The following is a 24,836-nucleotide window of genomic DNA, read 5'->3' on the forward strand; positions in this document are numbered from 1 at the left end:
CCGCTATCCTGTGGCGATGCGGGCCGACCTTACCGAACGACTGTTGCGCGGCCTCTATTCGGCGCTGCTGGTCGTGCTCGTGCCGGTGACGGTCTATCACCTGATCTGGCGTGGCTTCCGTCAGCCGGCCTACCTGCAGCGCTGGAACGAGCGCTATGGCGTATATCGCAGCACGCCATCGCCGACGCCGGTCTGGGTGCACGCGGTGTCGGTCGGCGAGGTCAATGCCGCGGCGCCGCTGATCAATGCCCTGCTCGCGCGCGATCCCGAGCGCCGGCTGCTGGTGACGACGATCACCCCGACCGGCTCGGAGCGGGTGCGCGCGCTGTGGGGCGAGCGGGTCGAACACGTGTACCTGCCCTACGACCTGTCGGGCGCGGTGCGGCGGTTCCTCGCCCGGTTCCAGCCGGGCATCGGCCTGATCGTGGAAACCGAGATCTGGCCCAACCTGCTGTTCTGCTGCCGCGATGCCGGCGTGCCGACTGTCATCGTCAACGCCCGGCTGTCGGCGCGCTCGCTGCGCGGCTATCGCGTGCTGCGGCCGCTGGTGGGCCGCGCGCTGCGGACGGTGCGCCGGGTCGCGACGCAATCGGCCGACGATGCCCGCCGGTTCGTCAAGCTTGGTGCGGCACGCGAGCAGGTTGCCGACGTGGGCAACCTCAAGTACGACATCACGATGGACGAGGGCGCGGTCGCGGCGCTGGCGGCGACATTCCGCGCGACCATCGGCGGGCGGAAGGTGTGGATCGCTGCGAGCACGCACCCCGACGAGGAGGCGGCGGTGATCGCGATCCACCAGCGCCTGCGCGCGCGTTGGCCGGACCTGCTGTTGATCTGGGCGCCGCGCCATCCCGAGCGTTTCCGCGGCGTCGCGCAGTTGGCCGTCGAAGCCGGATGGCGGGTGGCCACGCGCGCGTTCACGCGCTGGCCGGATGCGAGCGACGACGTGTTCGTGCTCGATACGCTGGGCGAGCTCGGTGCGTTCTTCGCCTGCGCCGACGTCGCGTTCGTCGGCGGCAGCCTGCAGGACATCGGCGGCCACAACCTGCTCGAGCCGGCCGCGGTCGGGGTGCCCGTGGTGACCGGCCCGCACCTGCAGAACTTCGTCGACATCGCCCGTCAGCTCGGCCGCGCTGGCGCGCTGCGTATCGGCGAGGACGCCGACGCGGTCTACGACCATCTGGCCACGCTGCTGGCCGATGCCCCGATGCGCACCACGATGGGCGAGGCAGGCCGTGCCCTGTTCGCCGAAGGGCGCGGCGCGCTCGCGCGGACGCTGGCGTTGATCGCCGACGACCTGCCGGCGCCATGAACGACAACGGCGCGGATCGTTCGATCCGCGCCGTTGTCGGTTGACGCTTGGCGTCCCGGCTTACTGGGTCCCGCCGACCTCGCCGGTCGAAGCCTGCACGCCGTTGACGTCGACCGTCAGCTGGCGGTTGACCTCCTGTAGGTTACCGATGTCCAGCGTGCCGGCGGCCTGCTCGAGCAGCAGTCGGCTCTGCAGGAAGTTGTACTTGGCGAACGCGTAGTCCTGGCGTGCCGAGAACAGGTTCTGCTGGTTGATCAACACGTCGATGACCGTGCGGGTGCCCACTTCCAGGCCGACCTGCGAGGCCTCGTAGGCGGCGTTGGCCGAGACCAGCGCCAGCCGGCGCGCCTCGACCTCGGTGATGCCGGCGACGAGGTTCTGGTACGCGCTGCGGGTGTTGCGCTCGATCGCGCGGCGCTGGGCCTCGTACTGGTCGGCCGCGATATCACGCTGGGCGATCGACTGGCGCACCTGCGATTGGGTCGCGCCGCCGCTGAAGATCGGCACGGTCAGGGTCACGCCAATGCTGTTGGTTTCGCCGCGCTGCGCAAGCGCGGCGGGGTTATCTCGTCCCCAAGTGTCACTCTTGCCATAGCTGGCGTTGAGATCAAGCGTCGGCAGGTGCCCGGCCTTCGCTGCGGCGACGTTGTGCTCATTGGCGGTGACCTGGTACTGCAGTGCCTTGAGCTGCGGGTTCTGCTCAAGCGCGGTGGCGACCCAGGCCTCGGCGTCGCGGCCCTCGGGCAATTGCGGGGTGAAGTCGTCGGGCAGACCGCGCAGGTTGGTGACCGGCTGGCCGGTGATCTCGGCCAGCGCCTGGTAGGCATCCTGCAGTGCATTGCGGCGCAGGATCGTGTTCGCGCGGGCGCCGTCGTACTGCGCGCGCGCCTCGTGCACGTCGGTGATCGGCGCCAGGCCGACTTCCAGGCGCTTGTCGGCGAAGTCGAACTGACGCTTGAAGGCCTGCTCGGCGGCCTCGGCGGCGGCCAGCGTCTCGGTCGCGATCAGCACGTCGAAGTAGGCCGAGGCGGTGCGGGTGATCAGTGAATCGTTGTCGGCGTCGAGCTGGAAGTCCGCCGCGGTGCTCAGCGCGCGCTGCGAGCGCAGCGAGGCGATCCGATTCCAGTCGAACAGCACTTGGCCGGCGCTGATGCCGTAGCTGCGTGTGCGCGCCTTGCCGGGCTCGCTGGCGACACGAGCGTCACTCAGCGACGCGCTACCGCGGATTTGCGGCAGCAGACCCGCGCGCGCCTGCACTGCGCCCTCGCGGGTCGACAGCCGCTGCGATTCGGCGATCGAGAGCGTCGGGTCGTTGGTGCGGGCCAGTTCGTAGGTCTGGACGAGATCGGCGGCGAACAGCGGGCCGGATGTCAGCGCGAGCGCGAGCGACAGGAACAGGGGGCGGCGGAACATCGGGGAGTCCTTCGGTCGATCAGAGGGAGAAGTGCGGCACCGGGGCAGCCCCGGCGAGATAGGCGAGCCCGGTCTCGAACAACGACTCGATGCGCGGTGCGTTGACGTCCTCGCCCTCGCGCCGGACCAGCACCGCTTCCATCGCGGGCGCTTGGCCGCGGACAATGAACATGCGGCCACCGGGACGCAGCCACTGCACGAAGCGGGCGGGCACGGTATCGACGGCGCCGCCGACGCAGATCGCATCGAAGCGGCGCTCGGTGTTCCAGGCGAAGACGTCGGCGTGGACGACCTCGACATTGGCGATGCCCTGCGCCTGCAGCCGCGCGCGCGCGGCCTCGGCGAGGTCGGCGTGGCGCTCGAGGCTGACGACGTCGCGGGCCAGGTGACCCAGGCACGCGGCCAGGTAACCGCTGCCGGTGCCGATCTGCAGCACCTCGTCGCCCTGCTCGAGCTTGAGCGCCTGCAGCGCGCGGCCTTCGACGACGGGCTTGAGCATGGTCTCGCCGTGGCCGATCGGCAGTTCCAGATCGGCATAGGCCAGGGCCCGGCGGGCATCGGCGACGAACGCCTCGCGCGGCACGCGCGAGATCGTCTCGAGCACGCGCGCATCGAGCACGTCCCAGGGCCGGACCTGTTGTTCCACCATCGCCGCGCGGGCCTTGGCGTAGTCGATCGTCATTGTTGCGGTTTCCTAGTTCGCCAGCGCGCAATTCTAGCGGTCGCGGGCAGGGTGATCATCGCGGGGGCGCTCGGCGGGGGCGCAGTGCCGGAAGTCACCGGCCCTGACGGCATGCCGACCCCCAGGGGACTCGTTCAGCGATCGCGGCGGGAGCGGCCATAGGCGCGCAGGAACATGTCGACCGAGGCCTCGAGGTGGGCCCGACGCTGGCGCGCGCAATCGTCGGCGTCCTCGCAGTCGAACACCATGCGCTGATGCAGCTCGCCCTTGACCAGCACGAAGAACTGCGCGGCCGCGGTCGGCACCAGGGCCTCCTCGATCTCCAGGTCGCCGGTTTCGATGCGCCGGCGCAGCAGTGCGGCGAATGCCGACTGCACCCGCTCGGGGCCGCCCTGCCAGAACCGCTGGGCCAGGCGCTTTTCGACCATCTGCGGCGTGCATAGCAGGCGGTGGCCGGCCACCGCTTCAGGCGCGCTGATCATCGCAAAGAAGGCCTCGGCGACTTCCAGCAGGCGCTGGCGCAGCGGCGTGCCGGGCGCGGGCTCGAACACCGAGGCGGGCATCTGCTGCTCGCAATACGCGGCCGCGGCTTCGGTGAACAAGGTGTCCTTGTCGCCGAAATGGCTGTAGACGGTGAGCTTGGAGACGCCGGCCTCGGCGGCAATCTGGTCCATGCTCACGCCCTCGTAGCCCTGCTGCAGGAACATGCGCTCGGCGGCTTCGAGAATGGCGGCGCGCTTGGCCAGGTCCTTCGGTCGGCCAGGGCCGGCCGGGCCCCGGGCATCGGGCTGGGAGGCGGGGACGGAAGGGGCACGCATGCTCATGCGTTAATACTATACCAACCAGTTCTGAAAATATACGATACGGCATTCTCGCCCGCGTTCAGCCGGAGCTTCCATGCCCCGTGTCAAGTCCACCGCCGTGCCTCGTCTCGCGACCGTCCTCCTGGCCGCCTTGCTGCTGGGTGCTTGCGGACGCGAGCCCACGCCGCCGGAAGCTGCGCGCCCGGTGCTGGTCGTCACCCCGTCCGATGCCGCGGAGGGCGATGCGCTCGCCTTTGCCGGCGAGGTCCGCGCGCGGGAGGAAAGCCCGTTGTCGTTCCAGGTCGGTGGGCAACTGGTGCGGCGGCTGGTGGATGCCGGTGCGCGGGTGACGCGCGGCCAGGTGCTGGCCGAGATCGACCCCGGCGACCTGCGCCTGCAGGCGCAGTCGGCGCAGGCGCAATTGGCGGCCGCAGAGGCCGAGTACGCCCGGGCCCGGACCGACCGTGCGCGCTATGCCCAGCTCGTGGACCAGCAACTGGTCAGTCGCTCGACGATGGACGCCCAGGACGCGGCCTACCGCGCGGCGCAGGCGCAACTGAACTCGGCGCGCGCCCAGGCCGAGGTCGCCGGCAATCAGGCCGGCTACACCCAGCTGCTGGCGCCGCGCGACGGCGTCGTCGCCAGTCGCCAGGCCGAGGCCGGGCAGGTTGTCGCCGCCGGGCAGACCATCTTCACCTTTGCCGGCGATGAGGGCCGGGAGGTCGCGATCGCGTTGCCCGAGTCGCGCATCGCCGCGTTCTCGGTGGGGCAGCGCGCCTGGATCGAGTTGTGGAACCGGCCCGGCGTGCGCCTATCCGGCACGCTGCGCGAGATTGCCCCGGCCGCCGATGCCCAGGCGCGGACTTATGCGGCCCGGGTCGCGGTCGACGACAGTGCCCGCGACGGCCTGGAGCTGGGCCAGAGCGCACGCGTGCACTTCGAACTCGCCGACGGCGACACGCTGCGGGTGCCGCTGACCGCGATCCAGCCTGGTGCCGACGGTGGCAAGGCGGTTTGGGTGGTAGACCCGCAGACCCGCACGCTGCGTTCGGTCCCGGTGGAGGCCGGCGCATTCGGCGCGCAGACCGTGCCGATTCTCTCGGGACTGGCGCCCGATGCGCTGGTGGTCGCCGCCGGCGGTCACCTGCTGCGCGAAGGCCAGGCCGTCACGCCGGTCGGCCGCGACAACCGGCCCCTGCTTCCCGACGCGCCGACGCCGGCGGCGGCACGATGAGAGGTGATGGCATCGTGTGCCTGATCGGCACGGCACGCGCGCACCTCCCCCGCCTGCGGGGGAGGATGGGTGGGGGCACTGGCCGTCGTGTGATGGCGCACGCGCGCATGCGTTACTTCGGGCGCATGGCATCGCGCGCGGGCGTGCCCGTATTGGGCATAGGCACACAGGGCACGCACCCATGAGCCGCTTCAACCTGTCGGAATGGGCGCTGGGCAATCGCACCCTCGTGCTCTACGCAATGCTCGTCGTCGCGATCGCGGGCATCTGGTCCTACGGCCGGCTGGGCCAGTCGGAGGACCCGCCGTTCACGTTCAAGGCGATGGTGATCCAGACCCAGTGGCCGGGGGCGACTGCCGAACAGGTGTCGCGGCAGGTGACCGAGCGCATCGAGCGCAAGCTCATGGAGACCGGCGACTACGAGTTCCTGCGCTCGTACTCGCGGCCCGGCGAGTCGCAGGTGATCTTCTTCGCGCGCGATTCGATGCGGTCCAGCGAGATCCCGGCGCTGTGGTACCAGGTGCGCAAGAAGGTCGGCGACCTCAGGCCGCAGTTGCCGCAGGACATCATCGGCCCCTTCTTCAACGATGAGTTCGGCGACACCTTCGGCAACATCTATGCGCTGACCGGCGACGGCTTCGACTACGCGATCAAGAAGGACTACGCCGACCGTATCCAGCGCGCGCTGCAGCAGGTCGACGATGTCGGCAAGGTCGAACTGGTCGGGCTCCAGGACGAGAAGATCTGGATCGAGGTCGACAACACCCGGCTGGCGACGCTCGGCATTCCGATGGCGGCGGTGCAACAGGCGCTGTCTGAGCAGAACGCGATGGTGCCGGCGGGCTTCTTCGAGACCGCCGATGCGCGCGTACAACTCCGCGTGGACGGCGCATTCGAGTCGGTCGAGGCCATCCGCGCGTTCCCAATCCGCGCCGGCGACCGCACTGTGCGCCTTGGCGACATCGCGACCGTCGAGCGCGGCTTCGCCGATCCGGCCGCGCCGCGGATGCGTTTCATGGGCGAGGACGCGATTGGCATCGCGGTGGCGATGCACGAAGGTGGCGACATCCTCCGGCTCGGCAAAGCGTTGGAGGCCGAGTTCGCGCGGCTGCAGGACACGCTGCCGGCGGGCATGGTGCTGCGCAAGGTCTCCGACCAACCGCGCGCGGTGCGCGACTCGGTCGGCGAATTCGTCAAAGTGCTGGCCGAGGCGGTGGTCATCGTGCTGCTGGTGAGCTTCCTGTCGCTGGGCCTGCGCACCGGCCTGGTGGTCGCGGTGTCGATCCCGCTGGTGCTGGCGATGACCTTTACCGCGATGGACTTGTTCGATATCGGCCTGCACAAGATCTCACTCGGCGCGCTGGTGCTGGCGCTGGGCTTGCTGGTGGACGACGCGATCATCGCGGTGGAGATGATGGCCATCCGCATGGAGCAGGGCGACAGCCGGCTCAAGGCCGCCAGCTATGCGTGGACGCACACCGCCTTTCCGATGCTGACCGGCACGCTGGTGACCGCCGCGGGCTTTCTGCCGATCGCGACCGCGGCTTCGAGCACCGGCGAGTACACGCGCTCGCTGTTCGAGGTGGTGACGATCGCGCTGGTGGTATCGTGGATCGCGGCGGTGCTGTTCATCCCGCTGCTCGGCGAGAAGATGCTGCCCGACCTTGCCAACCCGCAGCCGCCGCGTCCCGGTTCGCTGCCTGCGCGATGGCGCGATGCACGCAGCCGCGCCGCCGACCGTTGGCCGGCATTCGCTTTCGCATTGGCGCCGGCCGAGCCGCAGGCGCATGACCATGATCCCTACCAACGGCCGTTCTACCGGCGCTTTCGCGGCTGGCTGCACTGGTCGCTGACGCACCGCTGGCTGGTCATCGGTGCGACGGTGGCGCTGTTCGTCGCGTCGTTGCTGTTGTTCCGCTTCGTGCCGCAGCAGTTCTTCCCCGATTCGACCCGGCTGGAACTGATGGTCGATGTCGAGCTCGCCGAGGGCAGCTCGCTGCGCGCCACCGAAGCCGCGGCCGCCCGAATCGACGCGCTGATCGATGGGCGCGAGGGCGTCGACAGCCGTGTGGCCTATGTCGGCACCGGCTCGCCGCGGTTCTATCTGCCGCTGGATCAACAACTGCCGCAGGCCAACTTCGCGCAGTTCGTCGTCACCGCAACCGATGTTGAAGCGCGCGAGCGCCTGCGCACCTGGCTGGTCGACGAAGTCGCGCCGACCATCCCCGAGTTGCAGCTACGCGTCACCCGACTCGAGACCGGGCCGCCGGTCGGCTATCCAGTGCAGCTGCGCGTGTCCGGCGAACACGTCGAGCGCGTGCGTGCGATTGCAGACGCGATCGCGACCAAGGTGCGCGAGCACCCGCACACGATGAACGTCAATCTCGACTGGGACGAGCCCAGCCGGATCGTGCGCTTGGTCGTCGACCAGGAGCGCGCCCGTGTCCTGGGTGTGAGCTCGCAGCAGATCGCCCAGTTCCTGTCGAGTTCGCTGTCGGGTCAGCAGATCAGCACCTACCGTGAGGACAACGAGCTGATCGGCATCGTGATGCGTGGACCCGCCGAGGAGCGCGCCGCGCTCGAGCGCCTGGCCAGCCTGGCCATGCCCAGCGCCAACGGCCCGGTGCCGCTGTCGCAAGTTGCGCGGCTGGAGTCCACGTTCGAGGACGGCATCATCTGGCACCGCGATCGATTGCCGACGATCACCGTGCGCGCGGATGTCCGCGGGGATGTCACCCCGCCGACCGTCGTCGCCCAGATCCTGCCCATGCTCGAGGACATCCGCAGCAACTTGCCACCGGGGTACCGCCTGGAAACGGGCGGCACCGTCGAGGACTCGGGCAAGGGCCAGGATTCGATCAAGGCCGGCCTGCCCCTGTTCCTGTTCGTGGTCGTGACGCTGCTGATGCTGCAGCTGCGCAGCTTCTCGCGCAGTGCGCTGGTGCTACTGACCGCGCCGCTGGGGCTGATCGGCGTCACCCTGTTCCTGCTGGTCTTCCGGGTGCCGTTCGGCTTCGTGGCGATGCTCGGCACGATCGCGCTGGCGGGCATGATCATGCGCAACTCGATCATCCTGGTCGACCAGATCGAGCAGGACATCGCCGCCGGCCACCCGCGCTGGAACGCGGTGATCGACGCGACGGTGCGCCGCTTCCGGCCGATCGTACTGACTGCGCTCGCCGCGATCCTGGCGATGATTCCACTCTCGCGCAGCGTGTTCTTCGGCCCGATGGCGGTGGCGATCATGGGCGGGCTCACCGTAGCGACGCTGCTGACGCTGACCTTCCTGCCGGCGCTGTATGCGGCGTGGTTCCGGGTGCGCGAGGACGAGCGGCCGCGCGCGAGCGAATGAAGGCACATATATGACGACGTCGGACGGGCCTGCTTCGTTCCAAAGGCTGCGAGCGCTGTACTCGAACAAGCGGCATGACGCGATGCGACGTTACGCGTGCCGCCCTTCATCTGCATTGAGCCGCTCCGCGAAGCGCGGCATCGGCTTGAATAAACTGCGAGGCCTTAGCGCATCCATGCCAAAGTCTGTCCGAGATAGCAGCCGTCACGCGTGATCAGGTGGCCTCCCGATATATCCGTCTCAAATTCACGCAAGACGTCTCCAGGACGTAGCTTGGCGCGCAACTCGGGCCAGCTCATCTCGTTCAAACCCTGAATGCTGTCTGGGTTGTCCACCACCAGTTCGGGGCCAAGTTTTATGACGTTCTCGGGGATCGGATCACAAGGGTGCACGTTGATGATCTGTGGACGCAAGACGAGACAGCAATGCAAGAAAAACCCTGCAACTAAGAGGCATACGAGAGCGGTGGTCCAAGCCCCGATGCGGAGTAAGTTGGCATGAGATCGCATTGCAAGTTGGCCTAAAGCTCGACGCCAGAACTAAGCTTCGCCGCGAAGCGAGATCGGCGTGAACGGCCTGCTAGTCCCCATCGGATGCAGTCTCAGATGGGGAGATCTCGTACTGGATGGCGACGTGGACAGTGCCTTTCGAGGGCTGGAAAGTGCTTGCCTTCCTTGCAGCGTAGTAAAAATCAGTAAGGCGCTGCTCTTCTTCCTCAGGCGCATCCATGGTTCGCATTTCGAAGTCACTTGGGCTGCCAGCTGTTAGCGTGTACTGCACCATGATGCTGAAAGACGTCTTGCTTCCTGACAGAGAGGATGCGGCGATCTGACTTACACGATCTTGCAGTGAAGTGATTGCGTCGTGCTCGAAGTTGCGTCCGCACGGATCGTCCGGGCTCATGAACTGCAGATGCTTGAGTCGAACGTTCGGGGCAACTTGGCGCTGCGGATCGGGCAGGTAGATCTCAGTGGCTGGGCCGCACATCATCATATCGACGTTCTTCGGGTTGCTCTGATCCACAAGCTGAGCTGGCGCAGCTTGAAGTAGGAGCCACAGGAGGCTAGCAGTTGCCATAGGGGCTAACGCCTCAATTGAGCCGCGCCGCAAAGCGGCGTCGGCTTGAATGGGTTGTCAGGTGCCGTTGGTGCGCCACCATTCCAGGGCAGTGTAAATGAGCCCGGCCAGGAAGAGCGCGCCAAAGACCTGTTTGTTGTAGCGAGCCAGCCATAGCGGAAGGAAAATATCGAAGTTGTCTCTACGGTCGCTGGTGTATCGAGCCGCTATGGGGGTGAGCGGGCACGCCCAGCCATTGAGAGCGAGAACGATGATCTCGAAGGTGACGAATCCGATGAGGATAAGAGCCAAGTCAAAGTGACACGCATAAGCAGCAATGGGAAGGACAACAATGGAGCCAGCGAAGAACACCCAAGCGGCCGTATGCATCAGTCGGACCAGCAGTAGTACCGTTTCCTCTCTCATTGCGCAGGATTGCTGAGTGCGGGCCCTGACACCTGGACTAAGGCGATCCGCGAGGCGGGCTCGGCTTGAATGCACTGTTAGGCCGATACCATCGACTCGATGCGGGCATGAGAATTAGGATTGCTGAAGCTAGTTGAAGAATTCCTTGGACAGCATAGAAGATCTTTATCGTGTCTGAGCTGCGAGAAATGAGGTCAGGGATCACGACGACGTTCAGCGCTATCAGAATGACGACAGCCCATCTTGCCCAGCTCCGCCGAGAGCAGATGGCGATCAACATGCCTCCTGAAACTAACACGCCAAAGAGCAGCCCCATCAGGATGGTAGGCGTCCTGGGGATACCAACTTCTGTTATCGCAATGGCCAAGCCAAATGCATAGCTAACGCCGAAAAGCCACGCGGCTACTGCAACGCTGGCAGGACGCGTCGCGTGTGACTGGACTGACGGTGGGGGAGCGGGTGGGGGCTGAGAATTGTGCGGCATCAGCGTAAAGCCTTAATCAAACCGCGCCGCGAAGCGGCGTTGGCTTGAACGAATCGTTAGGTGTCATTGCCGGTAGAACCGCAGCGAGCGCCCAAGAACAGAAAGCCTAGACCAACTAAGCCGGCGGCGGCAGCCCAAGCGCCGTTGACTCCTGCATGTCTGTGAAGCTGCCAGAGAACTAAGGCCACAACGATAGAAAGTGCGCCGATGACTGTCCAGGCGCCAATTGACTCATTGCCAACCTGATAGATGCGTCCGTCATCACGATTTGCCCGTTCTCGAAGCCTGGATAGAATTCCCATATGACACCTGACGCCTGAGTCAAGCCACCCCGTGAAGCGACGTCGGCTTGAATGAATTGTTAGGGAGTAGCATCAAGTTATGTCTCTGAGTCCGAGAACTTTGCGTCTTGATTTGATGGCTTGTTTGACTAAGGAATCAGATATGAGCCATCGAATTTGGAAAAAGTAGATGGGTGAAGCAAGAAGGATTGTAAGTGGAATGGATTTGAGTGCTTCGCGGAACGGGGTGAAAATTATCAAACACAAATAGACCACGATGAGGAGGACAAATATAACGTAGTTTACCGTAGCCTCATTGATGAGCTGGATGATCTGTAATGAATCCCAACGTAGGCCCCGAACACGTTTAAGGTTGTTGATCTTGTTGTGGCGTGCGTACCGACGCAGTGAGGATTGGGCCTTTCGAATGGCAATGGGCAAAGCCCATGAAATCAGAATCACGACGATATTGGGTAGCCACCATCCGGGCTCGGTTAGAGCTTTCACCGAACTATCCATGTAATTTTAATCCCCTCAGTGCATATTGAACCGCCCAAAGGCGGTGTTGCGCCGAGTATCGGTCAGTATCGATGCGGTGGGAAGGGGGTTGCGCCGTGTCAGAGAATTGGCGGGTTTCACTGGATGCTGTCGGTGCGGAAGCTGTCTGCGTTATCTGCAACGGGCACGGGCATATGCGTTACACGAGTGCAAACAATGGTGTAACGGGGTCGAGGCCGCCCCAGCTCTTAGATCAGTTCCGGGTGCGGCTCCGGCATCACAGCCGGTGCGCCAAGCAGGCGTACGTGGGGTGTATCCGCCGGTTCGTCATCGCGAACGGGCGATGCATCTTGGCGGTGCAGTCACACGACGAAATGGGCCGCCTATTGTCGGTGCGGGACGGCCGCGCTGGCTGATGGCGTTACGGCAGCGGGTTGCGACTGCTGGAATACCTGCGGCTGCGTACAAGGATGTCGATGCCGGTGCGCAGCGAAATCGTAGTCCGCGACGAAAGGGCGGAGATGGCAGAGGCGTGCCGTTGCCGGCTAGCCTGTGAGCCGATGTGGAGCGGCAGCGCAGGCGGGCGCTGCTGCAGCATGCGGCCGATCGCGAACGTGATGGCGCCGGCCCATTTCCCGCATGCATTCGCGCGGAAGTATCCCGGCGCGGAGATGGAGCCCACGCGGTACCTGGTGGCGACTCGCGTGGCCGCCGCTTCCATGCCGTGGGCGCAAGCAGGACGCCCGCGTCCCAGTGCGGTTCGCACTCAGCGCGCGCCGGCAGCCTTGCGCACTTCGGCGGCGACGCGGGCTTTGATGGCGTCGGGACCGCGGCTGTCCGGCCCGCTGTAATCGAGCGCCTGCACCACAAATGCGGTGTGGTCGCCGGCGCTGATGCAGTACGAGACCAGTGCGCGGCCGCCGCCTGCTGGTCCTGACACGTGGGTGGCGAGCGTGCCCTGATCGCTATGCGTGCGGGTGGTGTAGCCGACTGCGGCGGCACCGCGGGCGAGTGCCGCCAGGCAGGCCTTGATACTCAATTGTGTTGCCGGATAGCGGTCGACGTCGTAGCCGAGGCTGAAATCGTCTGCAGTGGCCGATGCCATCGGCGCGGATACCGTGAGGGCCAGCAGCGTGGCTAGGAACACCTGTTTCATGCGCGACTCCTTGTGGGACGGAACCTGTGGACGGAACAAGCGGTCAAGTCAGGCGCGGACGAACACCTCGACCCGGCGATTGCGCTGGCGGCCGGCGGGATTGTCGCGACCGTCGATGCTGTTGGGCGCGACGGGCTGCGATTCGCCGAGGCCGTGCGCGCTCACCCGGTGGGTGACGCCTCGCGCCTGCAACGCCTCGAGCACGGCGCGGGCGCGGCGTTCGGACAGCGACTGGTTGTAGGCCGGCGTGCCCTTGCTGTCGGTATGACCGCGGATGTCCAGTTCGGCGCTGGCGACGCCGCGCAGCGCCCGCGCGAAGACATCGAGCGTGTGGGCCGCGTCGGGCCGGATGTCGGACTTGTCGAAGTCGAACAGCACCCGGTCATCCAGCGTTACGACATAACCGCAGGCGGCGCCGGGCGGCACCAGTGCCGGGAGCGGCGGGAAGCGTCCGGCCGGTGGCACGGGCGGCATCGGCGGCATCCTGACCGGGCGCGCGGGCGGTCCGATCGTGCCGCTGCCGTCGCCATGGTTGACGATCAGGCCGTGCGGGCCGTTCCACGTGCCCGAGCCGTCGGCTTCGACACGCACCAATCCCTGCGGGCCGTTCCAACTGCCGCTGCCGTCGCCGTTGGAGACGATCAGCCCGTGCGCGCCGTTCCAGGTGCCACCGCCCTGGCCGTCGAGGCGGATCAGGCCCGACTTGCCGTTGTAGCTGCCCGAGCCGTCGGCCTCGACGCGAAGGATCGCTTCGCTGCCATCGGGCTCGGCCACACCGTTGATCGTGCCGCTGCCGTCGGCGTTCACCGTGATCAGGCCGCCTTCGAAGTTCGCGCTGCTGCTGCCGTCGGCCTCGATGCGGAACAGGCCAGCCTCGGTGTTGCGCACCAGCGCGCCGGGAGCGTCCGGGTGCGTGGTGGCCCCAGTGTCGAGCAGGGCGCCATCGGCATCACAACGCGCGGGGCGACGGAGACCCCCGCGACCGGATCGAGAACTTCGGCCATCGCGCCCTCCAGCACACGCTGCGCCGGCGACACGCCCAGCAGTTGGGGCACCACGATGGCCGGCACGATCGGCATCTCGGGCACCGCGACCTCGGGCTGTCCGGCCCCGGGCGCGGGGTCGTCTGCGACGGCGGCCGCCTGCGCAGGTAGCGCCTGCGTTTCCGAATGCGCTGGTGCCGGGGTCTTCGTACACGCCGCGAGCGCCAGCCCCAGCGCGCACAGCACGATGCCGTTTCGGAATGCCTGCATTCGCATCCTTCCTGCCGCGCCCGGCGGCTCGCGGGATGGTAGGGGGTCGATTGTTAGACATGCGTTTCGAACGCGCGGTGCGCCATGCGGTACCCTCTGCGCGCCGAACGGGCCAGCTGCGTCCGAAGCATCCTCCGGGGGATTGATCCTGCCTGCTGTCCACGTCCTGGCGATGCGATCGTCGCCGCCCGCCCCGCGCCCATCCAGCGCACCCGTCCGCCCGCGGCACCTGCTGCGGCGATGGATGCGCATGTGGCTGGCCTGGGCGTTGGCTGCCATGGGGCTGCCGGCGTTCGCGCTGCCCGGTCCACTCGATCCGACCTACGGCAATGCACTGCGCCACTACGGCGATGCCGAAGGGCTGCCGCAGGCCAGCGTCAACGCCATCGTGCAGAGCCGCGACGGGTTCCTGTGGCTGGGGACCTTCGGTGGGCTGGTGCGGTTCGACGGGCGCGACTTTCGCGTCTACGGCTCGGTCGAGCACGTCCAAGGCGGCGACCACGGTCTGGGCCCGGCGAGCAATCGCATCCTCTCATTGCACGAGGACGGTCAGGGTCGGTTGTGGATCGGTACGCAGGATGCGGGCATCGGCCTGCTCGAGCGCGGGCGATTCCGGCATCTGCAGGTGTGCGAGGAACGCTGCCAGATCGACCGCCTGCTGCCCATCGACGACCGCACGCTCTGGGCGCAGGGCGCGCAGGGGATCTACCGGATCGACATGCGTTCGTTGCAGGCCGAACGCTTCCTCGGCGCCCGGGCGCTGCTGGCGTCGGCGCATCTGCCGGGCGAGGACACCGTCTATGCCGGTGGCGACGACGGTCTGTGGCGGCTGGGCCCGCACGGCGTGGAACCCGTGCGCCTGCCCGACGGCCGCACCGTGCGCCACCTGGCCGCCTCACCGGGGCTGCTGTGGCTGATCACCCACGACCGGATGCTGTATCGCCATCGTCCGGCGACGGGCGAGTGGACGCGTGTGCGCACCGCGCTGCCGCTCGATACCCGGCTGGGGACGGCGGGCGACGGCCGCGTTTTCCTCTCTGACGACGTCCGTGGACTGCGCATGCTCGACGACGCCGGTCGGGAGCATCCCGTGCCGGGGCCTCGACACTGCATGCGGCGGTCGTGCATCCCGACGGCCTGGGCAACACCTGGGTCGGCACGCCGACGCACGGTCTGTGGCGGCTGCGGCCGCGCGATGTGGCGATGCTGCATGCACCCGGATTCGGCGGTCGTGCACCCGGCCGCGTGGTCGAGGACGATGGGCGCGGCGGTCTGTGGCTGGGCTTCGGCTGCGAAGGGCTGTGGTACCGAGCGCCCTCGGGCGAGGTCACACGCCTGCCGCTCGAGGACGCGATGCAGGACGCCTGCACTGCGAGCCTGTTCTACGACGCTGCGCAGGCCACGCTGTGGATCGGCAGCTCGACCGGCGGCCTGGGCCGTCTGCGCGACGGTCGCCTGGAGATGGCTTGGCAGTGGCCGGGCGCCAAGATGCTGGGCATCTGGCGGTCGCGCGACGGCACCTGGTGGGCGGGGTCGTCGCAGGGCGTACGCCGGCTGGACATCGACGCGGATGGCACGGTGCAGGCGGCGCATGCGATTCCGGGTGTTGCCGACGTCAATGTCGCGCGACTGGCCGATGCACACGCCGGCGGCGTCTGGGTGGTGGGCGATCGGGGCGTGTTCCGGGTGCGTGACGATGTTGTCGTCGAGCAGTGGACCGCGTCCGACGGCCTGCCGGCGTTCGCGCGCGCCGTGCACGACGGCGAGGACGGCTTGTGGGTCGGCACCTACGGCGGCGGGCTGGTGCACATCCACCAGGGTCGGATGCGGCGCTACACCACCGCCGACGGCCTGTCCGACGATACGGTGTCGTGCATCCTGACCGATCGCCGCGGCCGGTTCTGGATGGCCGGCAATGCGGGATTGTCGGTGCTGCTCGAGCGTCCGATCGGCGCGCGCGGTCCGCGTCTGCGCACGATCGGCGCGGCCGAGGGGCTCGACCCGGTGGAGTTCAACGGGGTCACGTTCTCCGCCTGCCACATCGATGCCCAGGGCAACAAGGCGTTCGCGATGATGCGCGGCTTCGGCTGGGTCGAGCCTGGCCGCCTGGACGTCGCCGCGCGCCACCCGCCCAGGCCCTATGTCGATCGGGTCACGTTGTCCGGGCGCCCGCTCGACCCGTACGCGCTGCCCACGCTGGGCGTGGATGCCGCCAACCTGGAGATCGTGGTCGGTGTCATCGGCCTGGCCGATCCCGAGCGCACCCGCATGCGCTATCGCGTCGGCGAAGGGGCGGAGTGGGTCGAGGCGGATGCGGGGCGCAGCGTGTTGTTGCCTGATGTGCCTTGGGGCGAACTGCGCTTCGAGGCGCAGGCGCGCTACTTCGACGGCGGGTGGTCGGAGCCAGTGACGCTGCGCTTCTTGCGTCCCATCCCTTGGTACCGCCGCGACTGGATCTGGCTGGCCGCGAGCCTGGCGGGGCTGCTGTGCTTGCTGTGGGCCACACGCGAACGACGTGGAGAGGACGGCGATTACGATGCGCTGATCGAGCGCGCTCGGGCGCGGTTGCAGGATGGGCGCACGCTCGGGTGACGCCCGCTACGCCGCGACAGCAGGGCCTGACGGCTTGGCCTGGAGCGGGAACTGCAGGACGAACCGAGCGCCCGCCCCCGGGGCGCTGTCGCAGTCGATCGTGCCCCCGGCCTCGGTCACGATCCGATGCACCATTGCCAGGCCGATGCCCGAACCGCGCTCGCGCGGTTTGGTGGTGAAGAAGGGCTCGAAGATGCGCGCCTGCGTCTGTGCGGACATGCCATGGCCGGTGTCCTCCAACCGCAAGCGCACCGCCGCGCCATCCACCTCGGTTGCAAGCGCCAGTCGGCCGCCGCCGGGCATCGCATCGACTGCATTCTTAGCGAGATTGAGCACCGCGGCCTCGAACTCTGCGCGATCCAGGTGGACCCACGCCGGGTCCTCGCACAGTGTGGCCCGGGTTTCGACGCGCGGGCCGGCGATCGATTGCAGCATCGGCTGCAGTTCGTCGAGGGCCCGGTTTGCATCGAACGTCTCGCGCAACGCCACATCGCTGCGGACCAACGTCAGCAGTTTCGAGGTCAAGGTCCGGCCGCGCCGCGTTGCGGCCTCGATCCGCTGCAGGCAGTGCCGTGTTGCGTCGTCGAGCCCGGCATGGTCGAGCCCGCGTTGCGCGAATCCCAGTATCACGCCGAGCAGATTGTTGAAGTCGTGAGCGACGTTGCCGGCGAGCTTGCCCAATGCATCGATACGCTGGGATTGCAGCAACTGTGCCTGCGAGGTTTCCTTGTCACGGATCTCGAGCTCGAGGTGCCGGCAGATCAGCGTCAACTCGCGGTTGCGCCGGGCCGCGACGTCGGACTTGAGGATCAACCGGTCGAGAATCAGCGCGACGATCGCATTGGCCAGCACCGGCTGCAGCAGGTACGAGGCGAACTCGCGCCATCCGTGCACATGCGGCGCGAGGTGCTGCACGTCCGTCCGGGCGCCGAGCAGCAGGATCGCCAGGTAGGCGGCGGCCGCCGCCCACAATCCGCGACGTCCGAGCAGCAGACCGGCGAACAACAGCGGCAGGATGCTGAGCATCACGCTGCCCGACTGCGCCACCAGGCCGTAGCGGGCATAACTCAGGCCGAGCAGGACCAGGCCGGCGGCGATGAGGACGGCGGCGACCGCACGTTGGACAGGGTGGCGACGGAGCGGCATGCCGGCATTATGCGGGCCATTGTGTTGCGGACGCTTCCGGGCCGCGCGCCAGGTCCCGCGATGTGCCGGGCGCGGGATCCGGGCTGAACCTGCCATGTGGCCTGCTACGGGGTCGGCCGGCGGCACTGCGGGCTTTCGTAGGCCTGCCGGTAGCTCTCACCGAAGCAACGTTCGAACGCCTCGAGCACGTCGAGGTTCGGCGGCCACGGGATGTCGATCGGGGTACCCGCCGGCCCCTGGACCGTCACGAAGCCGGGGCGTGCCTGCAGACCGGGCGGGGCGGCACGGCCGAAAGCGTCTCGCGCGCGGCCTGCAGCGCAGCCCGATCGCCTTCCAGGAAGGCGATGCTGCCGGCGACATAGGCGTTCCATCCGCTGCGGTCGCCTTCGTCGCCGCGGGTGGACCGACGCATGAGCGCGATCGCCTCCGTGGTCTGGCTGCCCTTCGCCCGCAACTGTGCCTCGTGCCAGTCGAGCAGATTGGGTCCTTCCGGTCGATGCATCCGGCGGTACTCGGCGATCAGGTCGGCCGCGGCAAGGTGACAGCCACGCCCATCGCCCAGTGGGCGCCATCCGCCGTTGATGTCCTGGTCGAAGGCATCGATCGACAACGCCAGCATCGCATCGCGATCCACGCTGCAATCGACGGGCGCAGGCGTGTGGGCGTCGACGCTGAGCGTCATGGCGACAAGCAGGGAAATCCAAGGCATCGCAGTGAACCTCGCGTCGGCGTGAACTGCACACTATCGCATCGACAATGCGGCGCCGAAGGCGGCGCCACGGAATTGGATGCGCGCGCGATGCCCGCGAGCCTCAGAAGTCCAGCCGATAGCCGACCGTCACCGTGCGGCCCCGACCGGCGAAGTAGCGTGCCGGCTCGACCAGCGCGCTCTGCGAGTAGTAGCTGATGTACTGCCGGTCGAGCAGGTTGGCGATGCCCAGACTGACGCTGCCGCGGGCCAGTTCGATGTCCAGCCCGGCGTCGAGCAGCGCGTAGCCGTCGAAGGTCTTGGCCGGGTCGTCGAAGCTGCGGTCGAAGGCGATCTGGCCCTGGATGAACGACGACAGCGTCGGCGTCCACTGCGCCGACCAGGTGCCGATCAGCCGGTTGGGCGCGACGTTCAAGCCATCGAGCCGCGCATCGAGCCGGCCGTCGGTGTCGCTGTCGTAGCGGGCGCGAGTCCAGGCGTAGGACAGGCCGACGCGATGGGCCTCGTCGATGCGATAGCGCACGCTCGCATCCACGCCCTCGATCGCGGTCTTCTCGCGCGACAGCTGGAAAGCGCCATCGACCGCGACCACCCGCGCACCGAAGTCCGAACGCGACTGGAACGCGCTCACATCCACGTCCCAGGCCCCGGTTCGCAGCCGCGCGCCGACTTCGGCATTGCGGGTGAGGATCGGTTCGAGCGAACGCAGGTCGGCGACCGACGTACCGGGCGTGTCGATCGCGCGCAGCACGCGGCCGACATCCGGCATGCCGAAGCCCTCGGAGTAGCTGGTGTAGACGTTGAAAGGGTCGGACGGCGCATACACAAGTCCCACATTGCGCAACGACTGCTGGAACGACAGCTCGCCGCCTTCCACGTCGACCCGGTTGAAGCGGTACAGCGTGCGGTAGCTGTCGATCCGCAGCTTGGCGTCCTCATGCCGCCAGCCGCCCTGCAGCGTGAGCGTGGGCAACAGCCGGTAGTCGGCCTGCACGAACGCGGCGAGGCTGCGGAACTCTGACTCGGGCACGTAAGTCCGGCCGGTCGCGTAGAGGTCCTGTTCGCCACTGTCCCACAGCGCATCGATGCCGGTGGTCAGCTTCAGCCGGCCGTCGAGCAGATCGTCGCGCCCCAGGCTGGTCTTGGCGCCCCATTTGGAGGCCAGCGAGCGGGACTGGTCGTAGAGCGTGCCGATCGGCGCGATCTCCGGGTCCTGGAAGCTCGACGAGCGGTCGGCGCCGAACAGGCCCTCGAATTCCTGGTTGAACACCATCGCCTGCAGCGTCATGCCGGCCAGGTCGTGGTGGGTGTAGCTCAGCCCGGTCGTCCAGACATCGTTCCAGGCCGGCGTACCCGGTGGGGTGCCGCGGAGCGAGGTCGTCGGCCGCCGGCTGGCGCGGTCACCGGGCACGGTGAGGTAGTCGCCGTCGGCGCGGATGCGATAGCGGTTGAGACTGAACTGCAGTTCCTGATTCGCATCGATCCAGTAACCGAGCTTGGCGTGGACATCAAAGGCCTTCGACGCCATCAGGTCGCCCTGGGTGACATCGGTACCGATGGCGGTGCCGTTGCCGTCCAGCCACAGCCCTTGGTCCTCGTAACCGGCGCCCAGCAAGTAGCTCCACTGCCCCTGCATCCCGCTGATCCGGTAGTCGGCACGGACGCCGATCGTCTCGTCGTCGACCCGATGCGTCGCCGCGGTGGTCTGCAGCGCCAGGTGCTGTTGCGCCTTGCCCGGCTCAGGGCGCCGGGTGATCAGATTAATCGTGCCGCCGGTCGCGCCCAGACCGTTCATCGCGCTGGCGCCCTGGATCACCTCGATGCGCTCGACCATCGCGTAGTCGATCGTGTGCGCCTCGCGCCCGGTCGGCCGCAGCGGATTGGACTGCGGGATGCCATCGACGAGGATCAGCGGCGTGCGGCCGCGCAGCGTCTCGCCGCTGCCGGTCAGCTTGCCGCGGCTGGGGGTGTAGGCGGGCAGCAGATTGGACAGCACGTCCGACGAGTTGCTGCTCAACCGCAACTGCTGATCGATCTGCTCGCGATCGATGATCACCACCGTCTGCGGCGCGGTCTCGGCGAGCTGGCCGGTGCGCGACGCGGTCACGACGACCTTGTCGAGCGTGCGGGCGGTGGGGTCCTGGGCATGCGCTGCGGCGCAGACGGACAACGAAACAGCGACGAACAACCGGCAACGCCTGCGCACCATGACTTCCTCGATCAAGACGAGGGCGTGGCGGTCTGGCTGGCCCGAAGCACGAAATTTTTGCGTGCAGGTGAAACCCTGTCAACGCGCGCGGCGGGTCCACTGCGCACGCGAGGTCATCTTGTGCCTGCCGTGTGCGGTCAGCCGGACCTGCCGGCGGCTGACAGTTCGTAGCCACCGAGCGGCGTCGTCTCGATGCGTTCGGCGAAGCCCGTGATATACGGCCGGGCCTTCGCGATGGCCGCCTGGACCGCCGGCAGCGCGAGCGAGGCTTGGTGATCGGCCTGGCTGACCCAGACCTCGGTCACCCAGATCGCATCCGCATCGGACGGGTCTTCGGCCACGATGTAGCTCAGGCAACCGGGCATTGCCCGGGTGCCGTCCAGCAGCGCCGACACCACCAGCGCGCGCTGGCCGGGCGCCAGCGTCATCTTTCCGATCAAACCGTACATGCATGGGCTCCTGGGTGCTGCGGCAGCGCGTTCTAGGACGAACGGTCTGGTTTGGTCTGTGCGGCGCTGTCGACGTGACCATGCGGTCGTGCCTCGATCTGCCGCTGGATGTCGGGGGGTGGCGGGCGGCAGCCGCAGGCCGCCGCGTGAGCTCGATGCCAAGCGAGGCGCTGCTCGGCCGTCGCATGCTCGGGCATGCGGTGTCGCGCATGCCAGTCTTTATTGGTCTTGCCCATCGTAGGCCTCCAGCGCGGCGGGGAGGGCGCCGATGACGACTGCGCCCGCGGCCGGCAGGCCGATCAGCACGGCGCTCAGGACTTCCTGCCGCGAGGCGCCGTGCGATTTGGCCGACTGGACGTGGAACGCCAGGCCCGAGGTGTTGCCGGTGGCGGCCAGCACTGCGAGATAGGCCAAGTCCGCGGTCTTGGCATCCAGCGCGCTGGCAGCGCCCAAGGCGTCGGCGGCCTGGCGCCAGGCCTTGGCGTGCTCGGGTGCTTGTTCCATGAACAAAGCGAATGCGGGCGAGACGTGCATCGGGGGTCCTTCTGGGCTCAGTGAGCGGGATCGAGTGGCGCTGCGGCTGGCGTGGTCTGGCGCGGTGCTGTGGGATGCATCCATCGCATCGTGTATTCGTCCTGGCCTGTGGCGGCATCGACGGTATGTCCCACGATCGAGAACCCCTGCGACTGGTAGAACGCGACGCTGGGCGCATTCGATGTGTACACCGACAGGTCCAGGCTCGATCTGCGTTGCTGGGCATGCCGCAACAACGCCGTGCCGATGCCCTGACCCTGTCGCTCCGGTGCGACGAACAGCGCGGCCAGTCGATCCTCGACCAGTGCGCAGAAGCCGGCGACGGTCGCCGCGTGCTCGAACACATGGACCTCGGCGGCCGGGAGGTACTGGGTGCGCATGGCCTCGAGCTGGTCCTGCCAGAAGCCGGGTGGCACGAAATCGTGGGCGCGGATGGACGCCCGCAGCCAGATGTCGAGGACGGCCTCCATGTCGGTGGGTGCGAAGGTCCTGATCATCGGATGCGTCGTGCGAAGGCAATCTGTTGGTCAGTATGCCCCTTGCGTCAACGCGTCTGGAATACCTGCACATGAAGAGGACAGCCACGCGCAGGTGGACACGCGATGTGCCTGCCAGCCCTTATGGAGTTTGGCTTGTCGCGAGCCCGCCCACGAGCAGTTCAGGCATCGGCAGGCCGCAGACGTGTTCTGATCCACGCGGCGAGCGCGGTATCGTCCATGTCGCCGGAGGCGACTTGCAACCAGATCTGTACGCAATCGGCGTCGCTCGCGTCCAGCTGGTGGCCGTGTAACTCGATGAAGGTTTCTGCGGCGACGAGCGACGTGCGCTTGTTGCCGTCGATGAAGGGATGCAGCCGGGCGATCCCATGCGCATAGGCCGCAGCGAGTGCGGCCAAGTCGGGAGGGGCGTACCGTAGGCGAGGCATTGCTGCGGTTTGGCGAGCGCCGTGTCGAGGAGGCCCGGATCGCGAAGGCCAACACCTCCGCCATGTTCAGCGAGTTGATCCTCGTGCATGGCGATGATCAGCGCTCGGCTCAGCCACAGCCAATCGTTCACTTCGCCAATTCTCGCAGCGCTGCCCGCCGCCGCTTCATCACCTTGCGCGCGACCTCCATCTGCCGCTCGAACTCCGGATCGTAGGGCGAGAGGCGATAGCCGTCGGGAGACTCGCTGAGGTAGAGCGCATCGCCCGCTTCGAGATTGAGCCGGGACAGGATGTCCTTCGGCAACACGACACCGACCGAATTGCCAATGCGGGTGAGCTTGAGCATGGTCATGGCGATGTCCAGAGAGTTATTACGAACGTAATTACACTCCCGTCGGCGGCCCTGGTCAACCGGCCATCGGAGACAGGCGCGCCAGCGTTCAGTCGCCCAGCAGCGCCAGATTGCGCACCGCGCCCTTGTCCGCACTGGTCGCCAGCAGCGCATAGGCCTTGAGGGCGGCGGTGACTTTGCGGGGGCGTGGCTGGGCCGGCTTCCAGCCGAGCGCGTGTTGCGCGGTGCGGCGTGCCGCGAGTTCCTCGGCGGCGACGCACAGATCGATTGCACGGCTGGGAATATCGATGCGGATGCGGTCGCCGTTGCGGACCAGGGCGATCGTGCCGCCGGCGGCCGCCTCGGGCGAGACGTGGCCGATCGATAGGCCGGAGGTGCCGCCGGAGAAACGACCATCGGTCAGCAGCGCGCAGCGCTTGCCCAGGCCCTTGGACTTCAGGTAACTGGTCGGATACAGCATCTCCTGCATGCCGGGGCCGCCCTTGGGGCCTTCGTAGCGGATCACCACGACCTCGCCGGGCTGCACCTCGTCGCCGAGGATGCCGGCGACCGCGGCGTCCTGGCTTTCGTACACGCGCGCGGGGCCTTCGAACACATGGATCGCAGCGTCGACGCCGGCGGTCTTGACCACGCAGCCGTCGGCGGCCAGGTTGCCGGCGAGCACAGCCAGGCCGCCTTCTTGCGAGTACGCATGCGCGAGGTCGCGGATACACCCCTGGGCGCGGTCGACGTCGAGCGTGGGCCAGCGCGTGGCCTGGCTGAAGGCGGTCTGCGTGGGAATGCCGGCCGGGCCGGCGCGGAAGAACGTGTGCACCTTCTCGTCCTGCACGGTGGCGACGTCCCAGGCCGCGAGCGCGTCGCCGAGCGTTCTGGCGTGCACGGTGGCGACCTCGGTGTGCAGCAGGCCGCCACGCGCGAGTTCTGCCAGGATTGCCGGCACGCCGCCGGCGCGATGCACGTCCTCGACGTGATAATCGGGCACGTTGGGTGCGACCTTGCACAGCTGCGGCACGCGGCGCGAGAGCCGATCGATGTCGGTCATCGTGAAGTCGACACCGGCCTCCTGGGCGGCCGCGAGCAGATGCAGGATGGTGTTGGTCGAGCCGCCCATCGCGATATCGAGCGTCATCGCGTTCTCGAACGCCTCGAACGTGGCGATGCCGCGCGGCAACGCGGTCGGGTCCTCGCCGCCGTACCAGCGGTGGCACAACTCGACCGCGGTGCGTGCGGCTTGCAGGAACAGTTGCTCGCGGTCGGCGTGGGTGGCCAGCAGGGTGCCGTTGCCCGGCAGCGACAGGCCCAGCGCCTCGGTCAGACAGTTCATCGAGTTGGCGGTGAACATGCCCGAGCATGAGCCGCAGGTCGGGCAGGCGCTGCGTTCGACCGCGGCGACCTGCTCGTCGCTGGCGGCGGGGTCGGCGGCCATCACCATCGCGTCGACCAGGTCGAGCTTGTGGTCGGCGAGCTTGGTCTTGCCTGCTTCCATCGGCCCACCCGAAACGAACACCACCGGGATGTCCAGCCGCAATGCCGCCATCAACATGCCCGGAGTGATCTTGTCGCAGTTGGAGATGCACACCAGCGCATCCGCGCAGTGCGCGTTGACCATGTACTCGACCGCGTCGGCGATCAGTTCGCGGCTGGGCAGCGAATAGAGCATGCCGTCGTGGCCCATCGCGATGCCGTCGTCGACCGCGATGGTGTTGAACTCCTTGGCGACGCCGCCCACGCGTTCGATCTCGCGCGCGACCAACTGGCCCATGTCCTTGAGATGCACGTGGCCGGGCACGAACTGGGTGAACGAGTTGGCGATCGCGACGATCGGCTTGTGGAAGTCGCCGTCGGTCATGCCGGTCGCGCGCCACAGCGCGCGGGCGCCGGCCATGTTGCGACCGGAAGTGGAGGTGCGGGAGCGGTAGTCGGGCATGAGGATGGCTGCAGTCGGCGGGGCTTGGGGCGGGAGGCGACGG

Annotated in this window: 19 protein-coding genes and 3 pseudogenes; 4 read left to right on the forward strand and 18 right to left on the reverse strand. The window is 67.5% G+C overall.

From position 1 onward, the window contains the following. Positions 1–16 precede the first annotated feature (16 nt). Positions 17–1,312: a 3-deoxy-D-manno-octulosonic acid transferase gene (locus tag BEN78_08355; GenBank protein ID ASR43385.1), complete on the forward strand. Its 1,296-nt coding sequence runs from the start codon at positions 17–19 to the stop codon at positions 1,310–1,312. Positions 1,313–1,372: 60 nt separating this feature from the next. Here the strand turns inward: BEN78_08355 and BEN78_08360 are convergent, their stop codons facing one another. The 3 genes from BEN78_08360 to BEN78_08370 form a co-directional block, all read right to left on the reverse strand. Beyond that, positions 1,373–2,725 (reverse strand): hypothetical protein, encoded by a 1,353-nt coding sequence (locus BEN78_08360; GenBank protein ID ASR43386.1) that lies wholly within the window; start codon positions 2,723–2,725, stop codon positions 1,373–1,375. A gap of 19 nt (positions 2,726–2,744) precedes the next feature. Continuing rightward, the gene (locus tag BEN78_08365; GenBank protein ASR43387.1) at positions 2,745–3,407 is read right to left on the reverse strand and encodes a protein-L-isoaspartate O-methyltransferase; all 663 of its coding nucleotides are present in this window, start codon (positions 3,405–3,407) and stop codon (positions 2,745–2,747) included. A 134-nt stretch (positions 3,408–3,541) separates the two neighbouring features. Further along, positions 3,542–4,231 (reverse strand): hypothetical protein, encoded by a 690-nt coding sequence (locus BEN78_08370; GenBank protein ASR43388.1) that lies wholly within the window; start codon positions 4,229–4,231, stop codon positions 3,542–3,544. A gap of 97 nt (positions 4,232–4,328) precedes the next feature. On the opposite strand from BEN78_08370, the gene BEN78_08375 reads away from it, so the two are divergent. Continuing rightward, complete coding sequence (locus tag BEN78_08375; GenBank protein ASR45022.1) at positions 4,329–5,444, forward strand: efflux transporter periplasmic adaptor subunit; 1,116 nt, start codon at positions 4,329–4,331, stop codon at positions 5,442–5,444. A gap of 181 nt (positions 5,445–5,625) precedes the next feature. Continuing rightward, a complete protein-coding gene (locus BEN78_08380; GenBank protein ASR43389.1) occupies positions 5,626–8,796 on the forward strand; it encodes a multidrug transporter AcrB in 3,171 nt (1,056 codons plus the stop codon). Positions 8,797–9,375: 579 nt separating this feature from the next. Here BEN78_08380 and BEN78_08385 read toward each other — a convergent pair. The 6 genes and pseudogenes from BEN78_08385 to BEN78_08410 form a co-directional block, all read right to left on the reverse strand. Next, the gene (locus tag BEN78_08385) at positions 9,376–9,819 is read right to left on the reverse strand and encodes a hypothetical protein (GenBank protein ID ASR43390.1); all 444 of its coding nucleotides are present in this window, start codon (positions 9,817–9,819) and stop codon (positions 9,376–9,378) included. A gap of 111 nt (positions 9,820–9,930) precedes the next feature. Continuing rightward, positions 9,931–10,278, reverse strand: a complete 348-nt coding sequence (locus BEN78_08390; protein ID ASR43391.1) for a hypothetical protein — start codon at positions 10,276–10,278, stop codon at positions 9,931–9,933. 1,684 nt (positions 10,279–11,962) lie between these two features. Beyond that, positions 11,963–12,262 carry a hypothetical protein gene (locus BEN78_08395; protein ID ASR43392.1) on the reverse strand — a complete coding sequence of 100 codons (300 nt, stop codon included), beginning with the start codon at positions 12,260–12,262 and terminating at the stop codon, positions 11,963–11,965. Positions 12,263–12,307: 45 nt separating this feature from the next. Beyond that, positions 12,308–12,697, reverse strand: coding sequence for a hypothetical protein (locus BEN78_08400; GenBank protein ASR43393.1), 390 nt, complete (start codon positions 12,695–12,697; stop codon positions 12,308–12,310). A 48-nt stretch (positions 12,698–12,745) separates the two neighbouring features. Beyond that, a pseudogene (locus BEN78_08405) lies at positions 12,746–13,950 on the reverse strand (hypothetical protein). A gap of 532 nt (positions 13,951–14,482) precedes the next feature. Further along, positions 14,483–14,836 (reverse strand): hypothetical protein, encoded by a 354-nt coding sequence (locus tag BEN78_08410; protein ID ASR43394.1) that lies wholly within the window; start codon positions 14,834–14,836, stop codon positions 14,483–14,485. A 236-nt stretch (positions 14,837–15,072) separates the two neighbouring features. Here BEN78_08410 and BEN78_08415 point away from each other — a divergent pair, with 236 nt between their 5' ends. After that, a complete protein-coding gene (locus BEN78_08415) occupies positions 15,073–16,542 on the forward strand; it encodes a hypothetical protein (GenBank protein ASR43395.1) in 1,470 nt (489 codons plus the stop codon). Between the two features lie 6 nt (positions 16,543–16,548). On the opposite strand, the gene BEN78_08420 is transcribed toward BEN78_08415, so the two are convergent. The 9 genes and pseudogenes from BEN78_08420 to BEN78_08460 all read right to left on the reverse strand — a co-directional run bounded on the left by BEN78_08420 (position 16,549) and on the right by BEN78_08460 (position 24,793). Next, a complete protein-coding gene (locus tag BEN78_08420; GenBank protein ASR43396.1) occupies positions 16,549–17,688 on the reverse strand; it encodes a hypothetical protein in 1,140 nt (379 codons plus the stop codon). Positions 17,689–17,792: 104 nt separating this feature from the next. Beyond that, positions 17,793–18,370, reverse strand: a pseudogene (locus BEN78_08425) (hypothetical protein). Between the two features lie 130 nt (positions 18,371–18,500). Further along, positions 18,501–20,606 (reverse strand): TonB-dependent receptor, encoded by a 2,106-nt coding sequence (locus tag BEN78_08430; GenBank protein ASR45023.1) that lies wholly within the window; start codon positions 20,604–20,606, stop codon positions 18,501–18,503. 137 nt (positions 20,607–20,743) lie between these two features. Continuing rightward, positions 20,744–21,055, reverse strand: a complete 312-nt coding sequence (locus BEN78_08435; protein ID ASR43397.1) for an antibiotic biosynthesis monooxygenase — start codon at positions 21,053–21,055, stop codon at positions 20,744–20,746. Positions 21,056–21,274: 219 nt separating this feature from the next. Next, the gene (locus BEN78_08440; GenBank protein ID ASR43398.1) at positions 21,275–21,589 is read right to left on the reverse strand and encodes a carboxymuconolactone decarboxylase; all 315 of its coding nucleotides are present in this window, start codon (positions 21,587–21,589) and stop codon (positions 21,275–21,277) included. 17 nt (positions 21,590–21,606) lie between these two features. Then, a complete protein-coding gene (locus tag BEN78_08445; protein ID ASR43399.1) occupies positions 21,607–22,086 on the reverse strand; it encodes a hypothetical protein in 480 nt (159 codons plus the stop codon). A 161-nt stretch (positions 22,087–22,247) separates the two neighbouring features. Then, a pseudogene (locus BEN78_08450) lies at positions 22,248–22,603 on the reverse strand (death-on-curing protein). 38 nt (positions 22,604–22,641) lie between these two features. Then, entirely contained in the window at positions 22,642–22,866 is a 225-nt protein-coding gene (locus BEN78_08455) for a transcriptional regulator (GenBank protein ASR43400.1), read from the reverse strand. An 88-nt stretch (positions 22,867–22,954) separates the two neighbouring features. Beyond that, a complete protein-coding gene (locus BEN78_08460; protein ID ASR43401.1) occupies positions 22,955–24,793 on the reverse strand; it encodes a dihydroxy-acid dehydratase in 1,839 nt (612 codons plus the stop codon). Positions 24,794–24,836 lie beyond the last annotated feature (43 nt).

The sequence above is a fragment of the Xanthomonas citri pv. mangiferaeindicae genome, from assembly GCA_002240395.1.
In the GTDB taxonomy this organism is placed as follows: Bacteria; Pseudomonadota; Gammaproteobacteria; order Xanthomonadales; family Xanthomonadaceae; genus Luteimonas; species Luteimonas citri_A.

What these genes read in the sequence shown, in the direction of transcription:
- BEN78_08355 (ASR43385.1), top strand. Translation starts at nt 17, where the DNA reads ATGCGGGCCGACCTTACCGAACGACTGTTGCGCGGCCTCTATTCGGCG.
- BEN78_08360 (ASR43386.1), bottom strand. Translation starts at nt 2,725, where the DNA reads ATGTTCCGCCGCCCCCTGTTCCTGTCGCTCGCGCTCGCGCTGACATCC.
- BEN78_08365 (ASR43387.1), bottom strand. Translation starts at nt 3,407, where the DNA reads ATGACGATCGACTACGCCAAGGCCCGCGCGGCGATGGTGGAACAACAG.
- BEN78_08370 (ASR43388.1), bottom strand. Translation starts at nt 4,231, where the DNA reads ATGAGCATGCGTGCCCCTTCCGTCCCCGCCTCCCAGCCCGATGCCCGG.
- BEN78_08380 (ASR43389.1), top strand. Translation starts at nt 5,626, where the DNA reads ATGAGCCGCTTCAACCTGTCGGAATGGGCGCTGGGCAATCGCACCCTC.
- BEN78_08390 (ASR43391.1), bottom strand. Translation starts at nt 10,278, where the DNA reads ATGAGAGAGGAAACGGTACTACTGCTGGTCCGACTGATGCATACGGCC.
- BEN78_08395 (ASR43392.1), bottom strand. Translation starts at nt 12,262, where the DNA reads ATGGAAGCGGCGGCCACGCGAGTCGCCACCAGGTACCGCGTGGGCTCC.
- BEN78_08400 (ASR43393.1), bottom strand. Translation starts at nt 12,697, where the DNA reads ATGAAACAGGTGTTCCTAGCCACGCTGCTGGCCCTCACGGTATCCGCG.
- BEN78_08420 (ASR43396.1), bottom strand. Translation starts at nt 17,688, where the DNA reads ATGCCGCTCCGTCGCCACCCTGTCCAACGTGCGGTCGCCGCCGTCCTC.
- BEN78_08430 (ASR45023.1), bottom strand. Translation starts at nt 20,606, where the DNA reads ATGGTGCGCAGGCGTTGCCGGTTGTTCGTCGCTGTTTCGTTGTCCGTC.
- BEN78_08435 (ASR43397.1), bottom strand. Translation starts at nt 21,055, where the DNA reads ATGTACGGTTTGATCGGAAAGATGACGCTGGCGCCCGGCCAGCGCGCG.
- BEN78_08440 (ASR43398.1), bottom strand. Translation starts at nt 21,589, where the DNA reads ATGCACGTCTCGCCCGCATTCGCTTTGTTCATGGAACAAGCACCCGAG.
- BEN78_08445 (ASR43399.1), bottom strand. Translation starts at nt 22,086, where the DNA reads ATGATCAGGACCTTCGCACCCACCGACATGGAGGCCGTCCTCGACATC.
- BEN78_08455 (ASR43400.1), bottom strand. Translation starts at nt 22,866, where the DNA reads ATGACCATGCTCAAGCTCACCCGCATTGGCAATTCGGTCGGTGTCGTG.
- BEN78_08460 (ASR43401.1), bottom strand. Translation starts at nt 24,793, where the DNA reads ATGCCCGACTACCGCTCCCGCACCTCCACTTCCGGTCGCAACATGGCC.